We start from the raw sequence: 23,017 nt of genomic DNA on the forward strand, positions 1-23,017 counted from the left end.
AGTAATATGCACCCACTTTTCATTACAGGCGTTTATTTATGCTAGCGTTTTCACATCAAGAACATATTGAATCCTATTATTCTGTCACCCGTAACCAACATTTCGAGTTACCGCCATTAAATCAAAAAGAATCGGCTGACGTGTGCATTGTCGGTGCAGGCTTTTTCGGCTTATCCACGGCATTAGAACTTGCCGAACAAGGCAAAAGCGTAATCGTGCTGGAAGGCGCGCGGGTTGGCTTTGGCGCATCTGGGCGTAGTGGTGGGCAAGCCATTAACGGTTTTGAAGACGGCATCGATGAATATATCGAACAAGTAGGCTTAGAAACTGCCCGTAAGCTATGGCAAATGTCCTTAGAAGCCATTGATATTATTGATGAACGCATTGCGAAATACGGCATTCAGTGCGATTGGAAGAAAGGCTATGCAACGTTGGCGCTCAACGAGCGGCGCATGGAGGATTTAATCGCCATTGAAAAAGCCAGCCACGAGATTTTCGGCTATCAAAATATGCAGCTATGGGACAAGGCAAAACTGGAACAACATCTCGGCAGCAAAATTTATTGTGGTGCGTTGTATGACAGTAATTCTGGGCATTTGCATCCGCTCAATTATTGCTTAGGTTTGGCAAAAGCTTGTTTGGATTTGGGCGTGCGTATTTATGAGCAATCGCCTGTGGTGGATTTACGTGAAAAGGCGACAGAAATTGAAGTGATAACCGATCAAAGCGCTGTCATCGCCAAAGATGTGGTGCTGGCAACCAATGCCTACATCGCAGCCTTGCCGAAAAGCATTCACCACGGGATTGCACGCAAAATTCTGCCGGTAGAAAGTTTTATCATCGCCACCGAACCGCTTGATCAAGCCACCGCCGATTCCGTGATCAACAACGGTATGTCTGTGTGCGACAGCAATTATTTGCTGGATTATTACCGCCTAAGCGCCGACAACCGTTTATTGTTCGGTAGCGATTCCAGTTCCGAGAAAAACATGATTGAGGTCATGCGACACAATATGTTGCACGTTTTCCCACAGTTGGAAAACGTTAAAATTGATTACGGTTGGAGCGGCCCTATCGACATGACCATCAATTCCAATCCGCATTTCGGACGCATTTCGCCGCATATCTATTTTGCCCACGGCTATTCCGGCCACGGCGTGGCGCTCACCGGTTTGGCGGGACGTGTTGTCGCAGAAGCCATTTTAGGTAACGACGAACGCTTGGCTATCTTCACTAAATTAAAAGTGCCTTCAATATTCGGCGGCAAATTAGTGAAGAACCTGGCATTAAAAATCGGCGTGAACTATTACCGTTTCTTGGATAAATACCGTTAATCTGACGCCATTATTTTATTTCTTTTGGTTATACGATAGAGAAAATGATTATTTTATCGTGCATAAATTTACTGTAATAATTGACCGCACTTTTGGTCTTATTAAGTCAATTTGCAAGAGAGGAATAACTGATGAAAAAATCCATTTTCGCAAACGTATTACTGTTATCCGGTTTGGCACTGGGTATTACCACTCAAACCATGGCGGGTGAAATTTCTGACCGTGTAGAAAAAACCAAAACCTTATTAGTGGGCACCGAAGGCACTTATGCCCCTTTCACCTTCCACGATGACAGTGGCAAATTAACCGGTTTTGATGTGGAAGTCATTGAAGCCGTAGCACAACGTTTAGGGTTAACCATTCAATTTAACGAAACCCAATGGGATTCTATGTACGCAGGTTTAAACGCCAAACGTTTCGACTTAATCGCCAACCAAACCAACCCAAGCCCGGAACGTTTGAAAAAATACCTTTACACTGCGCCGTATAACTATTCCACCGCAGTTATCGTGACCAAAGAAGGTGACGATAGCATTAAAACCTTTGAAGATTTAAAAGGCAAAAAAGCGGCACAATCCTTAACCAGTAACTACGGCAAAATCGCCAAAGCTAACGGGGCAGAATTAATCGTGGTGGACGGTTTGGCACAAGCGTTGAAACTAATTGCGCAAGATCGCGCCGAAACAACAGTGAACGATCACTTGGCTGTTTTGGATTACTTCAAAAAGCAACCAAATGCCGGTTTAAAAATTGCCGTAAAACGTGACGAAAAAGTGCCTTCCGGCTTCGCCGTATTAAAAGGGGAAGAACCGCTGATCGAAAAAATCAACCAAGCATTGGAAGAGTTAAGAAAAGACGGCACCTTGAAACAAATTTCAATCAAATGGTTCGGTGATGACATTACTCAATAATTTCCTCGCGTCACTTCCCTTTATGAATGCAGAAAGAGCTGATGAGGTCATCAGCTCTTTTTGGCCTATGTTGGAAGCCGCCATTGATAAAACCATTCCGCTGGCGGTGATTTCTTTCTTTGCCGGAGTCGCTATCGCGTTAGTTGTGGCGTTGATTCGCATTGTGAAAAAGCCAAATCTCGGCATGCGTTTATTGCAAATACTTTGCCGTATTTATGTTTCCACCATTCGCGGCACGCCGATGTTAGTGCAGATTTTCATTATTTTCTACGGGCTACCTGAAGTGGGCATTAAGCTCGATCCGTTCCCCACCGCGATTATCGCCTTTTCCATTAATATTGGCGCTTATGCCTCGGAAACCATTCGCGCGGCGATTTTATCCATTCCGAAAGGACAGTGGGAAGCCTCCTATTCCATTGGCATGAATTATTATCAAACCTTCACTCGCACCATCATGCCACAAGCCTTACGCGTATCGGTGCCGCCATTGGCAAACACCTTTATCAGCAACGTGAAAGATACTTCTTTGGCGTCGTTAGTGTTAGTGACGGAAATGTTTCGCGTGGCACAAAACATCACCGCAGAAAACTATGAATTTATTATGATTTATAGCGAAGCCGCACTGATTTACTGGTGCATTTGTTTGATTTTATCCTTTGCACAAGACCGCTTGGAACAACACCTATCCCGTCATCTCAAGGCTTAAGGAAATCACATGTTAGAAGTGAACAACATCCATAAAACATTTAATGGCAATCCAGTGCTCAAAGGGATCGATTTTCACATTGAAAAAGGCGAAGTCGTGGCGATTCTCGGCCCTTCCGGCTCAGGCAAAACCACCTTTTTGCGCTGTTTAAACCTATTGGAACGCGCTGAACAGGGCACACTGCGTTTTACCGACGGCAGCCTCTTCTTAGATTTTGCCAAGAAAATCAGCAAAGCGGACGAACTCAAATTACGTCGTCGCTCATCTATGGTGTTTCAGCAATACAATTTGTTCCCCCATCGCACCGCACTGGAAAATGTAATGGAAGGGATGGTCGTGGTGCAAAAGAAAAGCAAGGCAGAAGCGGAACAACACGCCGTGGAATTGCTCACCAAAGTGGGTTTAAAAGACAAAATGCACTTGTATCCATCACAACTTTCCGGTGGTCAGCAACAACGGGTAGGCATTGCCCGCGCGTTGGCGATTCAACCGGATATTATTCTACTGGACGAACCCACCTCGGCGTTAGATCCGGAATTAGTGGGCGAAGTGCTACAAACCCTAAAACTCTTAGTACAAGAAGGCTGGACGATGATTATCGTGACCCATGAAATGCAATTTGCCCGCGATGTGGCGGATCGAGTCATTTTGATGGCTGACGGGAATGTGGTGGAACAAAACAGCGCGCGCGAATTTTTTGAAAATCCACAACATGAACGTACTAAGCAATTCTTGTTGCAGGCAAAAATTCCCGTTTGCGTGGAATATGAAATTTAACCCGTTCTTTATAGGGCAATTTGTGGGAAATACTGTTCGCTGAGCGCGACAAAATCCGCTAACGAAATGGACCGCACTTTTGCATCATTTGGCAGAAGTGCGGTTAAATTTCTCGCCAAAATATCGTTCTCGAAGGCAAAACAGGGAGCATGACAACGCGCCAACACATCTGCCTGTTTTAACGCCAGCAACACGCCATCCTGCCATAACACCACCGCATCCTGCGCCGTGGCATTTAGCAAATAATGTTCCAGTTCCGTTTGTGAATAATGGGCTTGAGAAAAAGTATAAAGCATAATCAGAAAGTCAGAATTTTTTCACTTTGTTGTAGGATTTGTAACAACTGTTGACGCGGTAGTACATCACAATCCAAGACGAAATCCGACGATGTCAGCTGAAATTGTTGCAGTGAATCAGCACACACATAGCGCTGTTCGATATCGTATAAATCCAATAATTTCAATGCACTTGCCGTGTCTTTTTGCAACACGGCTTCCGCTTGTTGCTGTTTTTGCAAGTTCAACACGCCGTCATCTAGGAAAAACACCGCAATGTCTTCTTCCACACAAAATGCCGTAGCGGCAAGCAGCGCATCTAACCCTTCCCGTGTATTGGCCGTGCCATAAGGCGCATGTCGAAAAATAAAGGCAAGTTTACTCATACGGTTATCACCCGATCGGCTTGAAGCAAGGCTTGGCTAAACTCACCTAAGCCGGCAAGTTGAAAAACGTCCGCCAAACTGACCGCACTTTTATCCGCCGCCGACTCGCTGTCCACCACGCCACGGCGTTGCGCTGCGGCAACACATAAATGTAACGGCACATTAAACTGACGAGAAAAGGCTTGCCATGCTTTGACTAAATTGAATTCATCATTGGCGGGATACACCAAGGCGTTGCCATTGCTGACACCGTCTTGATAGAAAAAGATTTGTCGGATGTGATGTTTGTGAACCAGTTCTTGGGCTAACTGATACGCAAGAAAAGCGCCTTGGCTCCCATAAACCGGCTGTTTAACCACCAATATATAATCCATGATTACTCGTCCTGATCCTGTTTGATTTGGCGGATATATAAATACACGGTATGACGGGAAATGTTGAGGCGTTCCGCCACCAAGTTGATGGCATCTTTAATGTCAAAAATGCCTTTCTCATACAACGAAACGACAATTTGGCGGTTTTTATTATTATTTGCCACCATACGGTCGGAAGTCACTTCCTCAATGGTTTTTTCGACGGTTTGCACCACCAGTTCTTCCACTGAACTGGCAAAGTTCACCGCAGAGGTTTCACTGTGATCCGATGCCGGAATAAAGTTTTGCAAGAATTGCGACATGGGCACATCTAGATTGATGTTGATGCAAAGCAGACCAATGATACGTTTTGCGCTGTTACGAATCGCGATAGTCACTGACTTCATCAAACCACTGCTTTTCTTAGCGCGGGTAAAATACGGTTTGCTGACGCTTTCCGATTTCATATTGTGCAATGAACGCAACGCAAGATCCGTCATGGGCGAGCCCACTTGGCGGTTGGTGTTATGTCCGTTAGCGATGTAAATAGCGGAGTGTTCTAAATCCTCAAAAGAATGTAGAACGATTTCACAATGTTGCCCGATGAGCGCACTGACACCGTCAACCACGGCAATATAGGAATGTAAAATCGTGCGATCTTCGTCGGTAAAAGGGCGTTTATCTGTGAGCATGAAAGAGCGTGTTGAGTTGATTCAGACAAATAACCGCACTTATCAGTTCAACACCGAAAAGCGCGGTCGTTTTTTAGTTATTTTTTCGCAGGAGTCACGTCTAAGACTTCGACGTCAAAATAAAGTGTTGAATTTGGTGGAATGCTCGCACCGGCACCGTCTTTGCCATAAGCTAAATCCGGTGGTAACACCAATTCGATTTTACCGCCTTTTTTCACTAATTGCAGACCTTCCGTCCAACCTTTAATCACTTGGTTCAATGGGAATTCCGCTGGGGTACCACGTTGTACGGAACTATCAAACACCGTACCGTCAGGTAATTTGCCGGTATAGTGTACTTTTACGACATCTGTCGCATTGATCGCATTGCCGGAACCGGCTTTTTCTACACGATATAACAAACCGGAAGCGGTTTTCTTCACGCCATCTTTTTTAGCAAATTCTGCGGCAAATTTATTGCCTTCCTCTTCGGCTTTCTGTGCCACTGCAGCGGCACGTTTTTCACTCTCTGCTTTTAATTTAGCATCAATGCCTTGCAAAGCAGTCGCGATGTCTTTGTTGTCTTCCAACTTAACTTTGCCGTTTAATACATCGGCAATCCCGGCCACCACTTTTGCGTTGTCATAGTCGATAACGCCTTTTTGTGCATTGATAAGGCCTTGTAAATCAGTACCAAACAACACACCGACGGCATAAGAAGATTCTCCTTTGAATTTAGCATCGTTTTGTTCAGCTGCTAAAACGTTGCCGGAAATGACCGCACTTAACATGAGCGCTAAAGCGGAGACTTTTTGAATTTTTAACATTGTGTTCAATCCTTTATAATAAGTGACAGATGCGTTGGATAGGGTAAAACGGATTCAACAAATTCACAACATTTATTTAGGAAATTATTATGTCGATACAACAACATTTAGAACAGCGAATTGCCGAGTTGGAAATGAAAGTCACCTTTCAGGAAACGGTGATTGAAGAATTGAATCAGGCGTTAATCGAGCAGCAATTTATTTTAGACAAAATGCAACTTCAGCTCCGTTATGTGGTGAATAAAATGAAAGACATGCAACCTTCTAACATCGCCAGCCAAGCGGAAGAAACCCTGCCACCGCATTATTAACTAAAAAAACAAAAAGGACGTCAACATGACGCCCTTTTTTATTCAGTCTATAGGCTGATTATTTCGCGAAATACGCTTCTAAATCATCGCTACCACCGATGTGTTTACCACCGATGAAGACTTGTGGCACAGTCGCACGACCGGAAACCGCACGCACGCTCACGATAGTAGCATCATGACCTAATACGATTTCTTCAAAGCTTAAGCCTTTGTCATGTAACATTTGTTTTGCTTTTGCACAGTACGGACAACCAGGTTTAGTAAAGATCGCGATGGATTCTTGAACTTGGTGTTGTGGTGCAAGGTATTTCAACATGGTGTCGGCATCGGACACTTTGAACGGGTCGCCCGGCTCATTTGGCTCGATGAACATTTTTTCTACTACGCCGTTTTTCACAAGCATAGAATAACGCCATGAACGTTTACCGAAACCTAAATCTTCTTTACCTACCAACATACCCATGCCTTCGGTGAATTCGCCATTACCATCCGGAACGAAAGTGATGTTGTCGGCTTTTTCGTCTTCTTTCCATGCGTTCATAACGAAAGTATCGTTCACAGAAACCACGAGAATGTCATCAACGCCGTATTTTTTGAATACTGGAGCTAATTCGTTATAACGTGGTAAGTGGGAAGAAGAACAAGTTGGGGTAAATGCACCCGGTAGAGAGAAAACGATAACAGTTTTGTTATTAAATAATTCGGATGAAGTTACATCAACCCATTGGTCGCCTTGGCGAGTGCGGAATGTCACTTGAGGAACTTTTTTACCTTCCATATTGGACATGATTTTTCTCCTATTAATGATGTGGAACGGATTAGAAACTGCTGTACAAAACCTAAACAGTCTCTAAATGACGATGAATTATAGGTAAAATTATGATATAGTCACAATCAATTAATTCTATCCTTTTAATTGCTACTTTCTATAATGAGGACCTATGAATATTCGCGATTTAGAATACCTTGTGGCGCTTGCTGAATACAAGCATTTTCGTCGTGCGGCAGATTCTTGTCATGTCAGTCAACCTACCTTAAGCGGTCAAATTCGTAAATTAGAAGATGAGCTCGGCATTATTTTATTGGAACGTACCAGTCGTAAAGTGTTATTCACTCAATCAGGTTTATTGCTGGTGGATCAAGCCAAAACCATTTTACGAGAAGTAAAATTATTAAAAGAAATGGCGAGCAACCAAGGCAAAGAAATGACCGGGCCATTACACGTCGGCGTCATTCCAACTATCGGACCTTATTTAATGCCGCACATTGTTCCAGCGTTACAACAAGCGTTCCCTGAACTCGAGTTATTCTTGTACGAAGCACAAACCCATCAATTATTAGAACAATTAGAAACCGGCCGGCTCGATTGTGCTATTGTCGCCTCTGTGCGTGAAACCGAACCGTTCATCGAAGTGCCACTATTTAACGAAAAAATGCTACTGGCCGTTTCCGAAACCCATCCTTGGGCGAAGGAAGAGACCATTCCAATGAGCATGCTGAAAGATCGTGAAATGTTAATGTTAGATGATGGGCACTGTTTGCGGAATCAGGCTCTTGGCTATTGTTTCACTGCCGGTGCAAAAGAAAATTCACATTACCAAGCAACCAGTTTGGAAACCTTGCGTAACATGGTGGCGGCCAATGCCGGCATGACCTTAATGCCACAACTTGCCGTTCTTAGTGAGGGCGCTCGTGGCGGCGTGAAATATCTGCCATGTCATACACCACAGCCGGCGCGTGATGTCATTTTAGTTTACCGTCCGGGTTCCCCATTGCGTGTACGTTATGAACGCATTGCCGAAGCGGTTTCTAACTCGATTAAACCGCTTTTAGATTAATGGAGTAAAAGCATGGTCGGTATTCGCGCACAACAAAAAGAAAAAACTCGTCGAGCTCTCATTGATGCCGCGTTCAACCAGTTGACGGCGGAAAAAAGTTTTTCCAATTTAAGCCTACGGGAAGTGTCTCGCGAAGCCGGCATTGCGCCGACCTCATTTTATCGACATTTTCGCGATATGAACGAATTAGGTCTCACCATGGTTGACGAAGCGGGACTAACCCTACGTCAACTCATGCGACAGGCACGTAAGCGCATCGCCAACGGCGGCAGCGTCATTGTGATTTCGGTGGAAACCTTCTTTGAATTCATCAATAACAGCCCGAACGTATTCCGCCTGTTATTGCGCGAAAGCTCCGGTACATCTCAATCCTTCCGTACCGCAGCCGCCCGTGAAATCAAACATTTCATCGACGAACTGGCAGAATACATCGCTCATAAAAACAACTATTCCCAATACATTGCCTACGTGCAGGCGGAAGGCATGGTAACCATTGTCTTTACTGCCGGCGCTAACGCCTTAGACATGAGTAAAACAGAACGGGAACAGTTAAAAGAGCGGTTGATTTTACAGCTCAGAATGTTAGCTAAAGGCACCAAACACGAAGCCAAAGACCGCCATGACATCGATTAATATCAAAAAATTACTGAAAAATGCCGTTTCTTTATTGGTCACTTTACTGATCATGAGCAGTATCTTAGATTTTATTCGCAAACCGACTGTACCGGATAATCTCAACGCCACGGCGTTATACGATTTACAAGGCAACCCGTTTTTTCTGCCACAACTGGATCAAGACAAGCCAACGCTACTTTATTTTTGGGGAACCTGGTGCAGTTATTGTCGTTACACCTCAACGGCAATTAATGATCTGGCAAAAGAAGGCTATCCTGTGGTTTCCGTTGCATTGCGTTCAGGTTCTGCACAAGATGTGGCGAATTATCTGATGGAACATCAATATGGTTTTACCACGGTTAACGATCCGCAAGGAAAATTAGCCACACAATGGGATGTGGGTGTTACCCCCACTATTATCATTTTGCGTCACGGCAAAATGGATTTGGCGACGACCGGTTGGACAAGTTATTGGGGACTAAAAGTACGGTTGTTTTTGGCGACGTTTTTATAAGAAAAAACATATTTAAAACCCATCACACAAAAACCAACATTTTTTGAATATTGACTTTGCCAACAGCATCAATCGGCGAACAATCAAGCCTAACTTGATGGTGAATGCTTTTACCTTGGTGAGCAAATCAATTACAATGAGCGACAACTTTCATATCTAGTAAGAGGACAGAACTATGATTATCGTAACCGGTGGTGCAGGCTTTATTGGTAGCAATATCGTCAAAGCATTAAACGACATGGGCCGTAAAGACATTTTAGTGGTAGATAACTTAAAAGACGGTACAAAATTCATTAATTTGGTGGATTTGGACATCGCCGATTATTGTGACAAAGAGGATTTCATCGCCTCCATTATCGCCGGCGATGATTTAGGCGATATCGATGCCGTTTTCCACGAAGGCGCATGTTCTGCGACCACCGAATGGGACGGCAAATACATCATGCATAACAACTACGAATACTCCAAAGAGTTGTTGCATTATTGCTTAGATCGCCAAATCCCGTTCCTCTACGCGTCCAGTGCCGCCACTTACGGCGACAAAACCAAATTCCGCGAAGAACGCGAATTTGAAGGCCCATTGAACGTGTACGGCTATTCCAAATTCTTATTCGACCAATATGTACGCGCCATTTTACCTGAAGTGCAATCACCGGTGTGCGGCTTCCGTTATTTCAACGTGTACGGTCCACGTGAAGGCCACAAAGGTTCCATGGCAAGCGTAGCCTTCCATTTAAACAACCAAATCCTGAAAGGTGAAAATCCAAAATTATTTGCCGGCAGTGAGAACTTCCGCCGTGATTTCGTCTATGTGGGCGATGTTGCTGCCGTAAACATTTGGTGTTGGCAAAATGGCATTTCCGGTATTTTCAACTGTGGTACCGGAAACGCGGAATCTTTTGCTGAAGTAGCGAAAGCGGTGATTAAATTCCACGGCAAAGGCGAAGTAGAAACCATCCCATTCCCGGAACATTTAAAATCCCGCTACCAAGAATACACCCAAGCGGATTTAACCAAACTCCGTGCCACCGGCTACGACAAACCGTTTAAAACCGTGGCAGAAGGCGTGGCGGAATATATGGCGTGGTTGAATAAATAATTACACCTCCCCATTCAAAACAAAAAGAAAGTGCGGTTAAAATTCATGACGTTTTTTAACCGCACTTTTAGCATAAGGCAAAACATGAATATCCTAATTATCGGTCCCTCTTGGGTCGGCGATATGATGATGTCGCACAGTTTGTATCAGCAACTCAAACGGCAATATCCCAATTGCCAAATTGATGTGATGGCACCGAATTGGTGTAAACCGCTGCTGGCACGCATGCCGGAAGTGCGTAACGCCATTGAAATGCCGCTCGGACACGGCAAATTTGCGCTATGTGAACGTTATCGTTTAGGCAAAGCGTTACGTCATCAGTATGACATGGCGATTGTTTTGCCGAACTCTTTAAAATCCGCGTTTATCCCTTTATTTGCGAAAATTGCCGTGCGTCGTGGTTGGAAAGGGGAAAGTCGTTATTTTTTACTCAATGACTTACGTAACAATAAACGGGATTACCCAATGATGGTACAACGTTATGTGGCATTGGCGTTTGAAAAAAATGCGGTGCCGAAGGCAACAGATATTCCTGTCTTAAAACCTTACTTAACCGTTGAGTCACCCCAGCAGGCAGAAACCTTAAAAACATTTGAAAAACAGACCGCACTTTTAGGCAATCGCCCGATTATTGGTTTTTGTCCAGGGGCAGAATTTGGCCCGGCAAAACGTTGGCCGCATTATCATTACGCGAAATTAGCGGAAATGCTGATTGAAAAAGGCTATGCCGTAGAATTGTTTGGTTCGCCGAAAGACGTAGAAGCCGGTGAACAAATTCGCAATGCATTGCCTGCCGAGTTGCAACCGTTTTGTTTAAATTTAGCGGGACAAACCAATCTGAATCAGGCGGTAGATTTAATTGCTCACTGTACGGCGATCGTGAGTAATGACAGTGGTTTAATGCACATTGCGGCAGCTACTGATCGCCCGTTAGTGGCGCTTTACGGCCCAACTAGCCCAACGTACACGCCTCCACTATCCGATAAAGCAGAAATCATCCGTTTAATTGAAGGCGATTTGATTAAAGTGCGTAAAAGCACCGACAGTGCTGAAGGATATCATCAAAGTTTGATCGATATTACGCCACAAAGCGTATTTGAAAAACTCACCGCATTACTGAATAAATAGTTAAATCACCGCCAAAGTGCGGTGATTTTTTTGATAAATTCGTTGGGGGGCAAAAGTAAAAGATCTATACTACGGCTTTAATCTACTCTTTCGGAGTTGTTATGCCGGATCGTTCTCCTAATATCGCAACACATGATCCCTTCGGCAGCCTGTTGGGTTATGCACCCGGTGGCGTTGCCATTTACTCTTCAGACTACAACACAGCAGATGCGCAGGAATACCCTGACGATGCGGCCTTTCGTAGCTACCTCGGCGGCGAATACATGGGCTATAAATGGCAATGTGTAGAATTCGCCCGTCGCTATCTTTATCTCAATTACGGCATGGTGTTCACCGATGTTGGCATGGCGTACGAAATTTTTTCTTTGCGTTTTCTACGCCAAGTAGTTAATGACGCGTTGTTACCACTACAAGCCTTTGCCAATGGTGGCAAGCGAGCCCCGGAATGTGGTGCGTTGCTAATCTGGCAGGAAGGTGGCGAGTTCAAACATACCGGCCATGTGGCTATTATCACCGAGGTGCTGACAGATAAAGTACGCATCGCGGAACAAAATGTGATTCACTCCCGCCTACCGAGTGGTCAACAATGGACCCGTGAATTGCCGATGACGATTACAGAGAGCGGCTATCGCTTACATGATACCTTTGATGATACAAAAATCCTTGGTTGGATGATTCAAACGGACAACGAGGAATTCAGCCTGCCACAACCTATGCCGGAACCGAATAAACTCAACATTTATGCGGAACACATTGAGAACCAAGGGCAGTTTTCAGCGAACTGGCTTGATCAAACAAAACCACTAGAGACAGCTTACGTTAAAGCAATGCAAGGGCATATTGTGAATCATGGTGATCAATATCGTTATTTTGTGCTTTCAGAAAGTGCACAGCATGAACTGATTCGCGCCACGAATGAATTACACCTCATGTATTTACACGCCACCGACAAAGTGCTTAAAGACGATAACTTATTGCAATATTTCAACATCCCAAAACTGCTTTGGCCTCGCCTGCGATTATCTTGGCAAAATCGTCGTTATCAAACCATCACTGGGCGGTTAGATTTCTGTCTCGATGAGCGCGGTTTGAAGGTGTATGAATACAATGCCGATTCCGCATCTTGTCATGCTGAAGCAGGCGCAATTTTGCCACAATGGGCAAAACAAGCTGGCATCACAGCAGGGCATGACCCGAGCGAAGGATTACGTAATGCGTTAGCGGACAGTTGGAAACACAGCCGTGCTACACCACTCGTACATATTATGCAGGACTACGATGCCGAAGAAGATTACCACGCCCTATTTATGCGTGATGCACTAATCCAAGCCGGTTTTAACACAAAGATTATTCACGGCACAGAAGGGCTACATTGGGATATTCGTGGGCAGTTATTAGATGATGAAAATCAGAGAGTCCAAAGCGTATGGAAAACCTGGGCGTGGGAAACCGTGTTGGAACAATTACGCGAGGATGCCACGGGTCGCGAGGTTGCCCCACCGATTCGTACCGGTTATCCGGAAGATAAAGTGCGGTTAATTGATGTATTACTTCGCCCGGAAGTATTGGTTTATGAACCCTTGTGGACGGCTATTCCAAGTAACAAAGCTATTTTACCGGTGTTGTGGTCATTGTTTCCTAATCATCGTTATTTGTTGGAGGCGGAGTTTGAGCTCACGCCAGCATTAATTGCCAACGGCTATGCACAAAAACCAATTGCCGGTCGACGCGGTGATAATGTGAAACTTATTGGCGAATGTAAAACCGTATTAGACAGTACAAATGGGCGTTTTGGTAAACAAGAGAACATTTATCAACAGTTATGGTGCTTGCCTAAAGTCGAAGAGCAGTATGTGCAGGTGTGTACTTTCACCGTAGGTGGACATTATGCCGGCAGTTGTTTGCGTTCCGATTCAACCCGAGTCATTGTAGGTAACAGCGATATGCAGCCGTTACGCATCTTAAGTGATAAGACATTTGCACAGAAAGTAAAATAGATTTAGGAGAGATCAAAATAGGCACCTTGAAGGTGCCTATTTTATTTTAAAGTGCGGTGAGAAAACGTAGCGTTTTCAACCGGTTTATTTTTTGTCCTTTGACTCAGCCGGCTCAACCTCAGCACCTTGCAACCAACCCGGAGCAACTTTACTCATATCCGGTAAGTTGTGTGCAATACCTTTATGGCAGTCAATACAGGTTTTACCGTTTTCTTGCGCAAATTTATGCATTTTTTGCGCCACGGTTTTTTGTTGAGAGAAGTCCATGCGATCCATTTTATGGCAGTTACGACATTCTTGAGAATTGTTAGCTTTCATACGCGCCCATTCATTTTCCGCCATGTGCGGACGACGTGCGTTAAATTTCTCAAGCGTATCGGTTAAGCCCATATAATGTGCGTAAACCTCTTTAGCTGCGACCATTTTTCGCCACATTTTTGGACCAAATTCATGAGGGACGTGGCAATCCGGGCAACTAGCGCCTACGCCTGTACGAGTTTGATAGTGCACGCTGTGTAAGTATTCCGGGTATGCGTCATTTGTATGGCAACCGGAACAGAATTGTTCCGTATTAGTTTGTTCTAAACCGTAGTTGAAGCCCACCCAAGATAAAATTCCGCCGATGAAGGATAGAACAATAATGGTTCCTACCGCGATACGGCTAGGCGCCCTAAACCAACGCCAAAGTCGCATTAGAATATTTGGTTTTTTATCTGACATAATCGCCCCTTATTACTTACCGTAACCTTTCATTGGTTTGAATTCGTTTGGCACGATTGGCTCAACATCAGATTGAGAAACGTGACATTGCAAACAGAAATAACGGCGTGGAGATGAACTGGAACCGATATTGCCATCGCGGTCAGCAAAGTGTGTTGGGCTGATACGAGTTGCACCGGTAACACGAGAGGCTTCAACGCTGTGACAGTTCAAGCATTGGTTAACATTTTTGGTGATTTGATAGTTTTTTACGCTATGTGGCACCATTGGTGGTTGGTTAACATAATTTAATGCGGGTAATTCACTTTGTTTCGGTGCATCGTGGAATGCCGGTGCAACACTTTCCGGTGAATTATTGAAAAAGTCTCCGGCACCGCTGTTTGATTGTTCTGCCATGACAGAAGTCGCAAACAATGCCGCGAATACAGCACCGCTAAAAGCAAAGAGGTTTTTTCTAGTCATTTTAATCACTCCCCCGAATGATGGAAATTTTTTATTTTTATTGGTTTAAATTGACGACAGGAATATCGTTATTAAACCTATGGCTAAAGGTGAATACTTTTTCAGCGCAAACATCGATACAACGTCCGCAACTGATACAATCTTGAGAAAGCACAAGCAGGCTTTCGTTATTTTTACCGTGTAATGGAGAACGTAACACTTGTGGTTCCGGACAAACATTATAGCAATCCATGCAATTATCGCATCTTGCTCGGTCAATCACTTTGATCCGAAGCAGACTTTTCGCACCGATAACACCATAGGTTGCGCCGATTGGGCAAAGGTGTCCGCACCATCCGTGTTCGACAATGAATAAATCAAAGAAGAAAACAACTAAGATTAACCACGCTGTTGCACCAAAGCTATAAATTAAAGCTCTTCCTAATGCAGCAACCGGGTTCACCCATTCCCATAGTAACAAACCACTTACCGCACTACCGGCTAAAATCATGACTAAGATAGCATAGCGTAAACTGCGTGGAATTTTTGCCGTTTGACGAATACCCAACTTACGGCGAATCCAAGCCGCACAATCGGTGACGACATTTAACGGACAAACCCAACCACAGAAAACCTTACTACCTAACAACGCATAGGTTATAAAGATAATCAATGCGCCGCTGAGAGTCAGAATACCCGGTAAATGGCCGGAAGCCAGACTTTCTAAGGTAATTAACGGATCACTAAACGGAATAATATCGAAAAGTATACTTCCGCTATAATTGCCTTTTAAAATCCAAACACCCAAATAAGGTCCGCTTAAAAACATCAACAAAATACTTAGCTGACTTACACGTCGCCAAAATAGGAAACGATTAGCATGCCACCAGCCCAGTTTTTCTCTGGCTTCTCGTCCGGCAAATTTTGGTGCATTAGCCATTACTTACCTCCTAATACCGGTGCCAAAACAGGCTCTGGAATTTGTTCAACACCTGTTGCAGGAATAGCACCTGCAGGTGTTGATATTCCCTCCGGTAATCGGGTCGGCATAGAAATCAAATCGTCCGGTGCAAGAGAATGTCCTGCTTTCGATTTTTCTTCCCAACCTAAACGATAATGTTTGCCCAACATACCTTTAGCAAGAGACATCGGTAATACTTTGATTGCCGCCTCATCCAATACGCAAGCTTTCTCACATTTACCACAACCGGTACAAGCATCAGAATGCACGGTCGGAATAAACACAGCATGCTTACCGGTACGTTCGTTACGATGACTTTCTAACGTAATCGCCTTATCGATTAAAGGACAAACACGATAACATACATCACAACGCAAACCTTGCCAGTTAAGGCAGGTTTCGTGGTCTAGCAATACAGAAAGCCCCATGCGGGATTCGTTAATATCCTGTGCATGGCGATCTAACGCACCACTTGGACAAGCGTGAGCGCAAGGAATATCGGGGCACATTTCACAAGGTTTATCTCGTGCAATAAAGTATGGCGTACCGGCTTCCATTGGAGAAAGTAAGGATGCCAAATGCAACATATCATATGGGCAAGCTTGCACACATTGACCACAACGAATACAGGCAGCCGCAAACTTCTCGTCATCCTCAATAGCAAACGGTGGACGTAACGCCACACCTTCACGGGCTAAGCTTTGTTTTTGTTGTAAACCTAATAAAAGGCCGAGCCCAACTAAACCGCCCGCAGTACGGGTTGCTTCTTTGAGGAATTTTCGGCGCTCAGGTGTTACTGTTGGTTTTTTCATTGTCTTAGTGACCGCACGGTAAAGTGCGGTCTTTTTTCTCACCGTTTTTTTAAGCTTTTTCCACTTTTACCGCACATTTCTTGAAGTCGGTTTCTTTGGAAATCGGGTCAGTTGCATCCAATGTTAATTTATTGGCTAACTGTCCTGCGTCAAAGAAAGTGGTATAAACCAAGCCTTCCGGTACTTTATTACGACCACGGGTATCTAAGTAAGAAATCATTTCACCACGACGTGAGGCGATTTTGATCTTGTCACCATGACGTAATCCGCGTTTTTGCGCATCGTTCGGGTGCATCCAAACAACGTTGTTCGGGAAGGAACGATGCAATTCCGGTACACGACGGGTCATTGTGCCTGTGTGCCAGTGTTCTAATACACGGCCGGTACATAACCATAAATCGTATTCAGCATCCGGTGACTCTGCAGGTGGTTCATAAGGCACAGCAAGAATAATCGCTTTTTTATCCGGGTAACCGTAGAACGCCACGCCTTCACCTTCTTTCACATACGGGTCAAAGCCTTCACGGTAACGCCATAAGGTTTCTTTACCGTCCACAACCGGCCAACGCAAACCACGTGCCTTGTGATACATATCGAACGGCGCTAAGTCATGACCATGACCACGACCGAATGATGCGTATTCTTCAAACAAGCCTTTATGTAAATAGAAACCAAAATGATGAGATTCATCGTTTAATTGACCTTCAGCAAGATCACTTAATGGGAATTTATCAACATTACCGTTGCGATATAACACCTCATATAAAGTTTTGCCTTTATATTCCGGATTTTTCTCTAAAATTTCTGCCGGCCACATTTCATCAGTGGTGAAATATTTAGAGAACTCCACTAATTGCCATACGTCAGACTTCGCTTCACCCGGTGCTTTCACTTGTTGACGCCAGAATTGGGTACGACGCTCTGCGTTACCATAAGCGCCTTCTTTTTCTACCCACATGGCGGTTGGAAGCATTAAGTCAGCTGCTAAGCAGGAAACAGTTGGGTATGGGTCGGAAACCACGATAAAGTTATCCGGGTTACGCCAGCCCGGGAAGGTTTCCTCGTTGATATTCGGACCGCCTTGCATATTATTGGTACACATTTGCCACAATACGCGCATTTTGCCGTCTTTTAATGCACGGCTTTGAGCAACGGCATGGAAACCTAACACATCCGTAATAAGTCCAGCAGGCAATTTCCAAATTTTCTCTGCGATTTCACGGTGTTTTGGATTAGTCACCACTAAGTCGGCCGGTAAACGATGGATAAATGTACCCACTTCACGCGCTGTACCACAAGCAGACGGTTGACCGGTTAAGGAGAATGGTCCACAACCCGGAATAGAAATTTTTCCGGTTAATAGATGGATGTTATAGATTAAGTGGTTTGCCCACACACCGCGAGTGTGTTGGTTGAAACCCATGGTCCAATAAGAAACCACTTTACGTTTTGGATCAGCATATAATTTCGCCAGGTTTTCCAACACATCTTTTGGTACGCCGGACATTTCGTGGGCTTTATCTAAGGTGTATTCAGCAACTAGGGCTTTTAATTCCTCAAAGTTACTGTCATACATTTTGCCGCTGTTCGGATTTTTTGCCGCTTTTTGCAATGGGTGATTATCACGCAAGCCGTAACCGATATCGGTTTCACCACGTTTAAATTTAGTGTGCTTATTGACGAAATCCCAGTTAATTGCATCGTTTTGGATTAGATAATTAATAATGTAGTTCAAAATTACCAAGTCGGTCTGCGGTTTGAAAATTAAGCTGTAATCCGCCAATTCAAAACTACGGTGTTCATAGGTTGAAAGTACGGCGACTTTCACATCTGGGTTGGATAAGCGACGGTCGGTAATACGAGACCACAAAATTGGGTGCATTTCCGCCATGTTGGAACCCCAAAGCACAAAGGCTTCAGCATTCTCAATATCATTATAACAACCCATCGGTTCATCCATACCAAAGGTACGCATAAACGCAACCGCTGCGGACGCCATACAGTGGCGCGCATTCGGGTCAATATTGTTAGAACGGAAACCGGCTTTCCAAAGTTTGGCTTTGGCATAACCTTCAAAGATGGTGGTTTGACCGGAACTGAACATTCCCACACCGTTTGGACCTAATTCTTTCACAGCAGCTTTGAATTTGTCTGCCATGGTTTTAAATGCGACATCCCAACTAACTGGTGTGAAATCGCCGTTCTTATCGTATTTGCCGTCTTTCATACGTAGCATCGGCTGAGTTAAGCGGTCTTTACCGTACATGATTTTCGGTAAGAAATAACCTTTAATACAGTTTAAACCACGGTTTACTTCTGCATCCGGGTCACCTTGTGATGCTACAACGCGACCATCTTTAGTTCCTACCAATACGGCACAACCTGTACCACAGAAACGACAAACCGCTTTATCCCATTTAATTTCGGATTCGGCAGCTTCTACATTTTTCACCGGAATCGCTAATCCGGCAGCCGTTGCTGCAGCCATGGCAGCATTGGCTTTCATAAAGTCTCTACGACTTAAATTCATAGTGTTTTCCCCCCACTATATGATTTTTGAGTTATTCAGGCTGTTCATCTTGTTGATGATAAATCAGCGAAACGGTAATAACACCGTCAATATCTTTCACAGATTCCATGTTGTTAAGCAAAATATGCTGATCGTGAGATTGCATAACAGCAACAATCTTACCAATCTTTTCGTCAAAGGTTGGCACTTCTGTGTTTGGAATCGCTAAAAGTGCGGTACGAATCGCGGGTATTTTTTGGGGTTTTCCTTGCACCACCAAACCGACGACGTGCCAGTCTTTCGCTTCTTCCATGGTTAAAACTTCAGTTTCATTCATTGTTGTTAGGATATGTAATTTTTATTGCATTCACCGGACAACTGTTTAAACAGGCGCCACACCCATTACAGTTATCCACGTTTACCATCGGCTGTGCCACACCGCCTATTTGTAAGCGGAATCGAATGGCATTTACCGGACAGTTATCTTGACAGCTACGACACTCGATTTTCTGTTGCGTTAAGCATAAAGAGGTAATTTCTACTTTATGTTCCCAAGGTTTCTCTTCTATTAAACGGAAAATCGGTTGTTTGCAAACATCCACGCATTTATGGCAAAAAGTACATTCACCTTGGCTAAATTGCACTTGCGGAAAACCGCCTTCCCCCTTAATCAAAATATGTGTTTCACACACTTCAATACAGTCGTCACAACGGGTGCAATGCTGAATAAATACTTGGTTATCTTTGCTCCAAGGTGGTCGAATACCATTAAAACCTTGGATTTTTTGTTGTTCTGTCTGTAACGATGACAAGAAAGAACCACGTAAAAAATGGCGCCGTGAAACATCAGGCGTTGTCATTCGTCTTTACCTATTAATCTATTTTTAGATCCTGTATGTTAATTCCTTCATAGCCAATTAACATAACTATAAATAAGTATTTCCCTCGCCTTCTGCCTTCAATTTGTTTTAGATCAAACTCTATTATTGGTTTGCTCTCATTCTCCCTAAAAAACTCTTATAAAAGAGACCGCACTTTTTGTTAAACTAGCGGCACATTTTCCACCAAGGTTTTTTATTGTGAAAATCAAGCATTCTGTTTCTACCCGCATAGCCAACTATCTCATCGTAATTATTATCTTTGTTGGCATTATCAGCGCATTTAGTTTAACACTAATGGAAGGTAATCGTTCCTATGCAGAAGCAATTAACGTGTCTGGTTCATTACGGATGCAGAGTTACCGCTTACTCTATGAAATCGAACATAATCCCCAAATGGTGGAAACAAGCCTACGTCAATATCGCGTCAGTTTGCATTCAAAATCCCTGATAGAAATTAATTATCATCCTTTCGCCTCACAAGAAGTAAAAGATGCCTATCGCAATTTGATTAAACGCTGGGAAGGCATGGAATGTCTTGCACGAGAAGGCAACTTTTCTGAGTATCAACAAAACATTGCTAATTATGTAGCGCAAGTGGATCAGTTCGTGTTCGCCTTACAACATTCAGCGGAAGAAAGATGGATTTGGGCACTCTGCGTCATTATTGTTTCGATGCTACTCATCGTCGCCATGGTGTCTTATGTAAATTGGTATACTCGCAAAGCCGTCGTGACACCATTGGAGCAACTGACTCGCGCCAGTATTCAAGTACAAATGGGGCAATTTAATCATATTCCTTTAGATCTTCAAAAAGAAGATGAATTAGGTCATTTAGCGCGTACTTTCACCAAAATGGCTTCGGATTTAAGCAAGTTATATTCCGGCTTGGAGGCGACGGTAAATGAAAAAACCCAAAAATTACAACAAACTAACCACTCTTTAAGCACGCTGTATCACTGTTCACAACTTGTCACAACCAATAAAATTGACAGTAAAATTTTGCAGTTAGTCTTACAAAACATCATGCTCAGCGAACATTTGCGCTATCTGGAGCTAGATGTATTGGATATGGCACATTGGCACATTTGCTTAGGTGAGAAAAATGACAACTTGGAATTACAACAAACAGAAGTGACCATTGAAGGAGAAACCTTGGCGGTGTTGTATTGGCAAGCAGGGCTTCCTTGCCCGGATTTACGCACCATGCAAAACTTAGCGCAAATGCTAAGCCGCTCCTTGTATTTCCAACGCACACAACGTCAACAAGAACAGCTATTGCTCATGGAGGAACGTTCTATTATTGCGCGTGAATTACATGATTCGTTGGCGCAAGTTTTGGCATTTTTACAAATTCAACTGACTCTACTTAAGCATAACTTAAATAAAGACGAACCAGGTTCTAAACACAAAAGTTTGATGATCATTAAACAGTTTGAGCAAGCCTTAAGTGATGGTTACAGCCAGTTGCGCGAACTATTGGCTACTTTCCGCTTAACCATTCAGGAAGCCAATTTGAAACTCGCATTAGAACAAGTGATTGATTCCTTACGCAATCAAACAGATATTCAAATGAGCGTAGATTGTTCTTTGCCTTCGCAAAGTTTTAATGCACAACAATTAGTCAATGCCTTGCAAATCGTACGCGAGGCGGTACTCAATGCCATTAAACACTCACAAGCAACACTCATTGAAGTCATCGCTCGTACCAGTGAAGATGGCGAACAAGAGCTCATTGTGCGTGATAACGGCATCGGCATTCCAAGTTTAGAAGAACCGGATGGACATTACGGACTTAACATCATGCATGAGCGTAGCGCGCAACTCAACGCCAAGCTCGCCATTACCAATCAAGCAAGTGGCGGCACAGAAGTGAAAGTCACATTGGCGCACGTATCATCTTAATTCAGAGGAAATTATGCAGAATTTACAATCGTTTCATACCTTTGCTATTCCGGCGCATGCCGAAAAAATCATTGAAATTGCCTCTATTCCTCAACTGAAACAGGTATGGGACGAGTGCCAACAAGAAAATCTGCCTGTGTTGTTTTTAGGGCAGGGTAGCAATGTGTTATTTGTCGAGGATTTTGCCGGTGTCGTGCTCATTAACCGCCTACTCGGCATTCAACACAAAGAAGACCAGCATTTCCATTATCTGCACGTTAATGGTGGCGAAGTATGGCATGATTTGGTGCAATGGAGCATCGAACAAGGCATTTACGGCTTGGAAAATCTCGCCTTAATCCCGGGTTGCGCCGGTTCCGCCCCCATCCAAAATATCGGTGCCTATGGCGTCGAATTTAAAGATGTGTGCGACTATGTAGAGGTATTAAACTTAGCCTCCGGCGAGCAATTCCGTTTAACCAATATCGAATGTGAATTTGGTTATCGGGAAAGTGTATTCAAACATAAATATGTAAAAGGTTATGTGGTGACAGCCGTCGGATTAAAACTGGCAAAAGATTGGAAACCGGTATTGAAATACGGCAACTTGGTAAACCTAGATAAAAGTGCGGTCAGTTCCGCCGGCATTTTTTCAGAAATTTGTGCCGTTCGCCAAAGTAAATTACCCGATCCGAAACAATTTGGTAACGCCGGCAGTTTCTTCAAAAATCCTGTTGTTTCAGCCCAACAATTTGAGCGTCTACAACAAGAATACGCGACGATTCCGCATTTCCCACAAGCGGACGGCAGAATAAAATTAGCCGCAGGCTGGCTTATCGACCAATGCAACTTGAAAGGCTACCAAATCGGCGGCGCAGCGGTACATCAACAACAAGCCTTGGTTCTTATAAACAAAGGCAATGCCACCGCATCTGATGTCGTTGAATTGGCGCATCACATTTATCATTTGGTAGCACTTCGCTTCGACATTCAATTACAACCGGAAGTACGTTTTATCGGCAAGTACGGTGAAGTGGATAGCCAACAAACCATCAGTTAATTACAGGAAC

At 43.9% G+C, this 23,017-nt stretch carries 26 protein-coding genes; 13 read left to right on the forward strand and 13 right to left on the reverse strand.

Going from position 1 to position 23,017, the window contains the following annotated elements:
- Positions 1 to 38: 38 nt before the first annotated feature.
- The 4 genes from J5A60_RS08540 (at position 39) to J5A60_RS08555 (ending at position 3,728) form a co-directional block, all read left to right on the forward strand.
- The gene (locus tag J5A60_RS08540; RefSeq protein WP_212510085.1) at positions 39 to 1,334 is read left to right on the forward strand and encodes an FAD-binding oxidoreductase; all 1,296 of its coding nucleotides are present in this window, start codon (positions 39 to 41) and stop codon (positions 1,332 to 1,334) included.
- A 131-nt stretch (positions 1,335 to 1,465) separates the two neighbouring features.
- A complete protein-coding gene (locus J5A60_RS08545) occupies positions 1,466 to 2,245 on the forward strand; it encodes an amino acid ABC transporter substrate-binding protein (RefSeq protein WP_212510086.1) in 780 nt (259 codons plus the stop codon).
- On the forward strand, positions 2,229 to 2,951 hold the full coding sequence (locus tag J5A60_RS08550; protein ID WP_212510087.1) for an amino acid ABC transporter permease: 723 nt from the start codon (positions 2,229 to 2,231) through the stop codon (positions 2,949 to 2,951). Before J5A60_RS08545 ends, J5A60_RS08550 begins: the two co-directional genes overlap by 17 nt.
- A 9-nt stretch (positions 2,952 to 2,960) precedes the next feature.
- On the forward strand, positions 2,961 to 3,728 hold the full coding sequence (locus J5A60_RS08555; RefSeq protein ID WP_212510088.1) for an amino acid ABC transporter ATP-binding protein: 768 nt from the start codon (positions 2,961 to 2,963) through the stop codon (positions 3,726 to 3,728).
- An 8-nt stretch (positions 3,729 to 3,736) separates the two neighbouring features.
- On the opposite strand, the gene J5A60_RS08560 is transcribed toward J5A60_RS08555, so the two are convergent.
- From J5A60_RS08560 to J5A60_RS08580, 5 genes are all read right to left on the reverse strand, one after another.
- On the reverse strand, positions 3,737 to 4,024 hold the full coding sequence (locus J5A60_RS08560; protein ID WP_212510089.1) for a DsrH/TusB family sulfur relay protein: 288 nt from the start codon (positions 4,022 to 4,024) through the stop codon (positions 3,737 to 3,739).
- Positions 4,025 to 4,026: 2 nt separating this feature from the next.
- On the reverse strand, positions 4,027 to 4,389 hold the full coding sequence (gene tusC, locus J5A60_RS08565) for a sulfurtransferase complex subunit TusC (RefSeq protein ID WP_212510090.1): 363 nt from the start codon (positions 4,387 to 4,389) through the stop codon (positions 4,027 to 4,029).
- Positions 4,386 to 4,763, reverse strand: a complete 378-nt coding sequence (tusD, locus tag J5A60_RS08570; protein WP_212510091.1) for a sulfurtransferase complex subunit TusD — start codon at positions 4,761 to 4,763, stop codon at positions 4,386 to 4,388. Before tusD ends, tusC begins: the two co-directional genes overlap by 4 nt.
- Positions 4,764 to 4,765: 2 nt before the next feature.
- Positions 4,766 to 5,434: a transcriptional regulator gene (locus J5A60_RS08575; RefSeq protein WP_212510092.1), complete on the reverse strand. Its 669-nt coding sequence runs from the start codon at positions 5,432 to 5,434 to the stop codon at positions 4,766 to 4,768.
- A gap of 77 nt (positions 5,435 to 5,511) precedes the next feature.
- Positions 5,512 to 6,240, reverse strand: coding sequence for an FKBP-type peptidyl-prolyl cis-trans isomerase (locus J5A60_RS08580; RefSeq protein WP_212510093.1), 729 nt, complete (start codon positions 6,238 to 6,240; stop codon positions 5,512 to 5,514).
- Positions 6,241 to 6,329: 89 nt separating this feature from the next.
- On the opposite strand from J5A60_RS08580, the gene J5A60_RS08585 reads away from it, so the two are divergent.
- Positions 6,330 to 6,551 carry a SlyX family protein gene (locus tag J5A60_RS08585; RefSeq protein ID WP_212510094.1) on the forward strand — a complete coding sequence of 74 codons (222 nt, stop codon included), beginning with the start codon at positions 6,330 to 6,332 and terminating at the stop codon, positions 6,549 to 6,551.
- Positions 6,552 to 6,609: 58 nt separating this feature from the next.
- Here J5A60_RS08585 and pgdx read toward each other — a convergent pair whose 3' ends face one another.
- On the reverse strand, positions 6,610 to 7,338 hold the full coding sequence (pgdx, locus tag J5A60_RS08590; RefSeq protein WP_212510095.1) for a hybrid peroxiredoxin PGdx: 729 nt from the start codon (positions 7,336 to 7,338) through the stop codon (positions 6,610 to 6,612).
- Positions 7,339 to 7,492: 154 nt separating this feature from the next.
- Here pgdx and oxyR point away from each other — a divergent pair, with 154 nt between their 5' ends.
- The 6 genes from oxyR to gss all read left to right on the forward strand — a co-directional run bounded on the left by oxyR (position 7,493) and on the right by gss (position 13,742).
- Positions 7,493 to 8,389, forward strand: coding sequence for a DNA-binding transcriptional regulator OxyR (gene oxyR / locus J5A60_RS08595; RefSeq protein ID WP_109128741.1), 897 nt, complete (start codon positions 7,493 to 7,495; stop codon positions 8,387 to 8,389).
- A gap of 12 nt (positions 8,390 to 8,401) precedes the next feature.
- A complete protein-coding gene (gene fabR / locus J5A60_RS08600; protein WP_006719775.1) occupies positions 8,402 to 9,022 on the forward strand; it encodes an HTH-type transcriptional repressor FabR in 621 nt (206 codons plus the stop codon).
- Entirely contained in the window at positions 9,018 to 9,518 is a 501-nt protein-coding gene (locus tag J5A60_RS08605; RefSeq protein ID WP_212510766.1) for a protein disulfide oxidoreductase, read from the forward strand. The genes fabR and J5A60_RS08605 overlap by 5 nt, the downstream gene beginning before the upstream one ends.
- A gap of 175 nt (positions 9,519 to 9,693) precedes the next feature.
- Positions 9,694 to 10,617 carry an ADP-glyceromanno-heptose 6-epimerase gene (rfaD, locus tag J5A60_RS08610; protein ID WP_212510096.1) on the forward strand — a complete coding sequence of 308 codons (924 nt, stop codon included), beginning with the start codon at positions 9,694 to 9,696 and terminating at the stop codon, positions 10,615 to 10,617.
- Between the two features lie 84 nt (positions 10,618 to 10,701).
- Positions 10,702 to 11,745 carry a lipopolysaccharide heptosyltransferase II gene (waaF, locus tag J5A60_RS08615; protein WP_212510097.1) on the forward strand — a complete coding sequence of 348 codons (1,044 nt, stop codon included), beginning with the start codon at positions 10,702 to 10,704 and terminating at the stop codon, positions 11,743 to 11,745.
- 101 nt (positions 11,746 to 11,846) lie between these two features.
- Positions 11,847 to 13,742: a bifunctional glutathionylspermidine amidase/synthase gene (gene gss, locus J5A60_RS08620; protein ID WP_212510098.1), complete on the forward strand. Its 1,896-nt coding sequence runs from the start codon at positions 11,847 to 11,849 to the stop codon at positions 13,740 to 13,742.
- Positions 13,743 to 13,826: 84 nt separating this feature from the next.
- Here the strand turns inward: gss and J5A60_RS08625 are convergent, their stop codons facing one another.
- Genes J5A60_RS08625 through napF form a run of 7 tightly spaced genes read right to left on the reverse strand, consistent with a single transcriptional unit; the run spans position 13,827 to position 20,045 of the window.
- A complete protein-coding gene (locus tag J5A60_RS08625) occupies positions 13,827 to 14,462 on the reverse strand; it encodes a NapC/NirT family cytochrome c (RefSeq protein ID WP_109104113.1) in 636 nt (211 codons plus the stop codon).
- Between the two features lie 12 nt (positions 14,463 to 14,474).
- The gene (locus J5A60_RS08630; RefSeq protein WP_109104114.1) at positions 14,475 to 14,924 is read right to left on the reverse strand and encodes a nitrate reductase cytochrome c-type subunit; all 450 of its coding nucleotides are present in this window, start codon (positions 14,922 to 14,924) and stop codon (positions 14,475 to 14,477) included.
- A 37-nt stretch (positions 14,925 to 14,961) separates the two neighbouring features.
- A complete protein-coding gene (gene napH / locus J5A60_RS08635) occupies positions 14,962 to 15,843 on the reverse strand; it encodes a quinol dehydrogenase ferredoxin subunit NapH (RefSeq protein WP_048750794.1) in 882 nt (293 codons plus the stop codon).
- Complete coding sequence (napG, locus tag J5A60_RS08640) at positions 15,843 to 16,676, reverse strand: ferredoxin-type protein NapG (protein ID WP_109104115.1); 834 nt, start codon at positions 16,674 to 16,676, stop codon at positions 15,843 to 15,845. Before napG ends, napH begins: the two co-directional genes overlap by 1 nt.
- 49 nt (positions 16,677 to 16,725) lie before the next feature.
- Positions 16,726 to 19,206: a nitrate reductase catalytic subunit NapA gene (gene napA / locus J5A60_RS08645; protein WP_212510099.1), complete on the reverse strand. Its 2,481-nt coding sequence runs from the start codon at positions 19,204 to 19,206 to the stop codon at positions 16,726 to 16,728.
- 31 nt (positions 19,207 to 19,237) lie between these two features.
- A complete protein-coding gene (locus J5A60_RS08650; RefSeq protein ID WP_006719794.1) occupies positions 19,238 to 19,522 on the reverse strand; it encodes a chaperone NapD in 285 nt (94 codons plus the stop codon).
- A complete protein-coding gene (gene napF, locus J5A60_RS08655; RefSeq protein WP_109104117.1) occupies positions 19,515 to 20,045 on the reverse strand; it encodes a ferredoxin-type protein NapF in 531 nt (176 codons plus the stop codon). The genes J5A60_RS08650 and napF overlap by 8 nt, the downstream gene beginning before the upstream one ends.
- A 219-nt stretch (positions 20,046 to 20,264) precedes the next feature.
- Here napF and narQ point away from each other — a divergent pair, with 219 nt between their 5' ends.
- The gene (narQ, locus tag J5A60_RS08660; RefSeq protein ID WP_212510100.1) at positions 20,265 to 21,968 is read left to right on the forward strand and encodes a nitrate/nitrite two-component system sensor histidine kinase NarQ; all 1,704 of its coding nucleotides are present in this window, start codon (positions 20,265 to 20,267) and stop codon (positions 21,966 to 21,968) included.
- Between the two features lie 13 nt (positions 21,969 to 21,981).
- Positions 21,982 to 23,007 (forward strand): UDP-N-acetylmuramate dehydrogenase, encoded by a 1,026-nt coding sequence (gene murB / locus J5A60_RS08665; RefSeq protein WP_212510101.1) that lies wholly within the window; start codon positions 21,982 to 21,984, stop codon positions 23,005 to 23,007.
- Positions 23,008 to 23,017: the final 10 nt, after the last annotated feature.

The organism is Aggregatibacter sp. oral taxon 513, from assembly GCF_018128305.1.
Lineage (GTDB): Bacteria > Pseudomonadota > Gammaproteobacteria > Enterobacterales > Pasteurellaceae > Aggregatibacter > Aggregatibacter segnis_A.

Bases quoted from the DNA above. Each gene is read 5' to 3' on its own strand.
- J5A60_RS08560 (WP_212510089.1), bottom strand. From the start codon at position 4,024: ATGCTTTATACTTTTTCTCAAGCCCATTATTCACAAACGGAACTGGAA.
- J5A60_RS08625 (WP_109104113.1), bottom strand. From the start codon at position 14,462: ATGTCAGATAAAAAACCAAATATTCTAATGCGACTTTGGCGTTGGTTT.
- oxyR (WP_109128741.1), top strand. From the start codon at position 7,493: ATGAATATTCGCGATTTAGAATACCTTGTGGCGCTTGCTGAATACAAG.
- napF (WP_109104117.1), bottom strand. From the start codon at position 20,045: ATGACAACGCCTGATGTTTCACGGCGCCATTTTTTACGTGGTTCTTTC.
- J5A60_RS08550 (WP_212510087.1), top strand. From the start codon at position 2,229: ATGACATTACTCAATAATTTCCTCGCGTCACTTCCCTTTATGAATGCA.
- napG (WP_109104115.1), bottom strand. From the start codon at position 16,676: ATGAAAAAACCAACAGTAACACCTGAGCGCCGAAAATTCCTCAAAGAA.
- waaF (WP_212510097.1), top strand. From the start codon at position 10,702: ATGAATATCCTAATTATCGGTCCCTCTTGGGTCGGCGATATGATGATG.
- napH (WP_048750794.1), bottom strand. From the start codon at position 15,843: ATGGCTAATGCACCAAAATTTGCCGGACGAGAAGCCAGAGAAAAACTG.
- J5A60_RS08650 (WP_006719794.1), bottom strand. From the start codon at position 19,522: ATGAATGAAACTGAAGTTTTAACCATGGAAGAAGCGAAAGACTGGCAC.
- J5A60_RS08630 (WP_109104114.1), bottom strand. From the start codon at position 14,924: ATGACTAGAAAAAACCTCTTTGCTTTTAGCGGTGCTGTATTCGCGGCA.
- J5A60_RS08585 (WP_212510094.1), top strand. From the start codon at position 6,330: ATGTCGATACAACAACATTTAGAACAGCGAATTGCCGAGTTGGAAATG.
- napA (WP_212510099.1), bottom strand. From the start codon at position 19,206: ATGAATTTAAGTCGTAGAGACTTTATGAAAGCCAATGCTGCCATGGCT.
- rfaD (WP_212510096.1), top strand. From the start codon at position 9,694: ATGATTATCGTAACCGGTGGTGCAGGCTTTATTGGTAGCAATATCGTC.
- gss (WP_212510098.1), top strand. From the start codon at position 11,847: ATGCCGGATCGTTCTCCTAATATCGCAACACATGATCCCTTCGGCAGC.
- murB (WP_212510101.1), top strand. From the start codon at position 21,982: ATGCAGAATTTACAATCGTTTCATACCTTTGCTATTCCGGCGCATGCC.
- J5A60_RS08575 (WP_212510092.1), bottom strand. From the start codon at position 5,434: ATGCTCACAGATAAACGCCCTTTTACCGACGAAGATCGCACGATTTTA.
- tusD (WP_212510091.1), bottom strand. From the start codon at position 4,763: ATGGATTATATATTGGTGGTTAAACAGCCGGTTTATGGGAGCCAAGGC.
- pgdx (WP_212510095.1), bottom strand. From the start codon at position 7,338: ATGTCCAATATGGAAGGTAAAAAAGTTCCTCAAGTGACATTCCGCACT.
- J5A60_RS08540 (WP_212510085.1), top strand. From the start codon at position 39: ATGCTAGCGTTTTCACATCAAGAACATATTGAATCCTATTATTCTGTC.
- tusC (WP_212510090.1), bottom strand. From the start codon at position 4,389: ATGAGTAAACTTGCCTTTATTTTTCGACATGCGCCTTATGGCACGGCC.
- J5A60_RS08545 (WP_212510086.1), top strand. From the start codon at position 1,466: ATGAAAAAATCCATTTTCGCAAACGTATTACTGTTATCCGGTTTGGCA.
- J5A60_RS08580 (WP_212510093.1), bottom strand. From the start codon at position 6,240: ATGTTAAAAATTCAAAAAGTCTCCGCTTTAGCGCTCATGTTAAGTGCG.
- J5A60_RS08555 (WP_212510088.1), top strand. From the start codon at position 2,961: ATGTTAGAAGTGAACAACATCCATAAAACATTTAATGGCAATCCAGTG.
- fabR (WP_006719775.1), top strand. From the start codon at position 8,402: ATGGTCGGTATTCGCGCACAACAAAAAGAAAAAACTCGTCGAGCTCTC.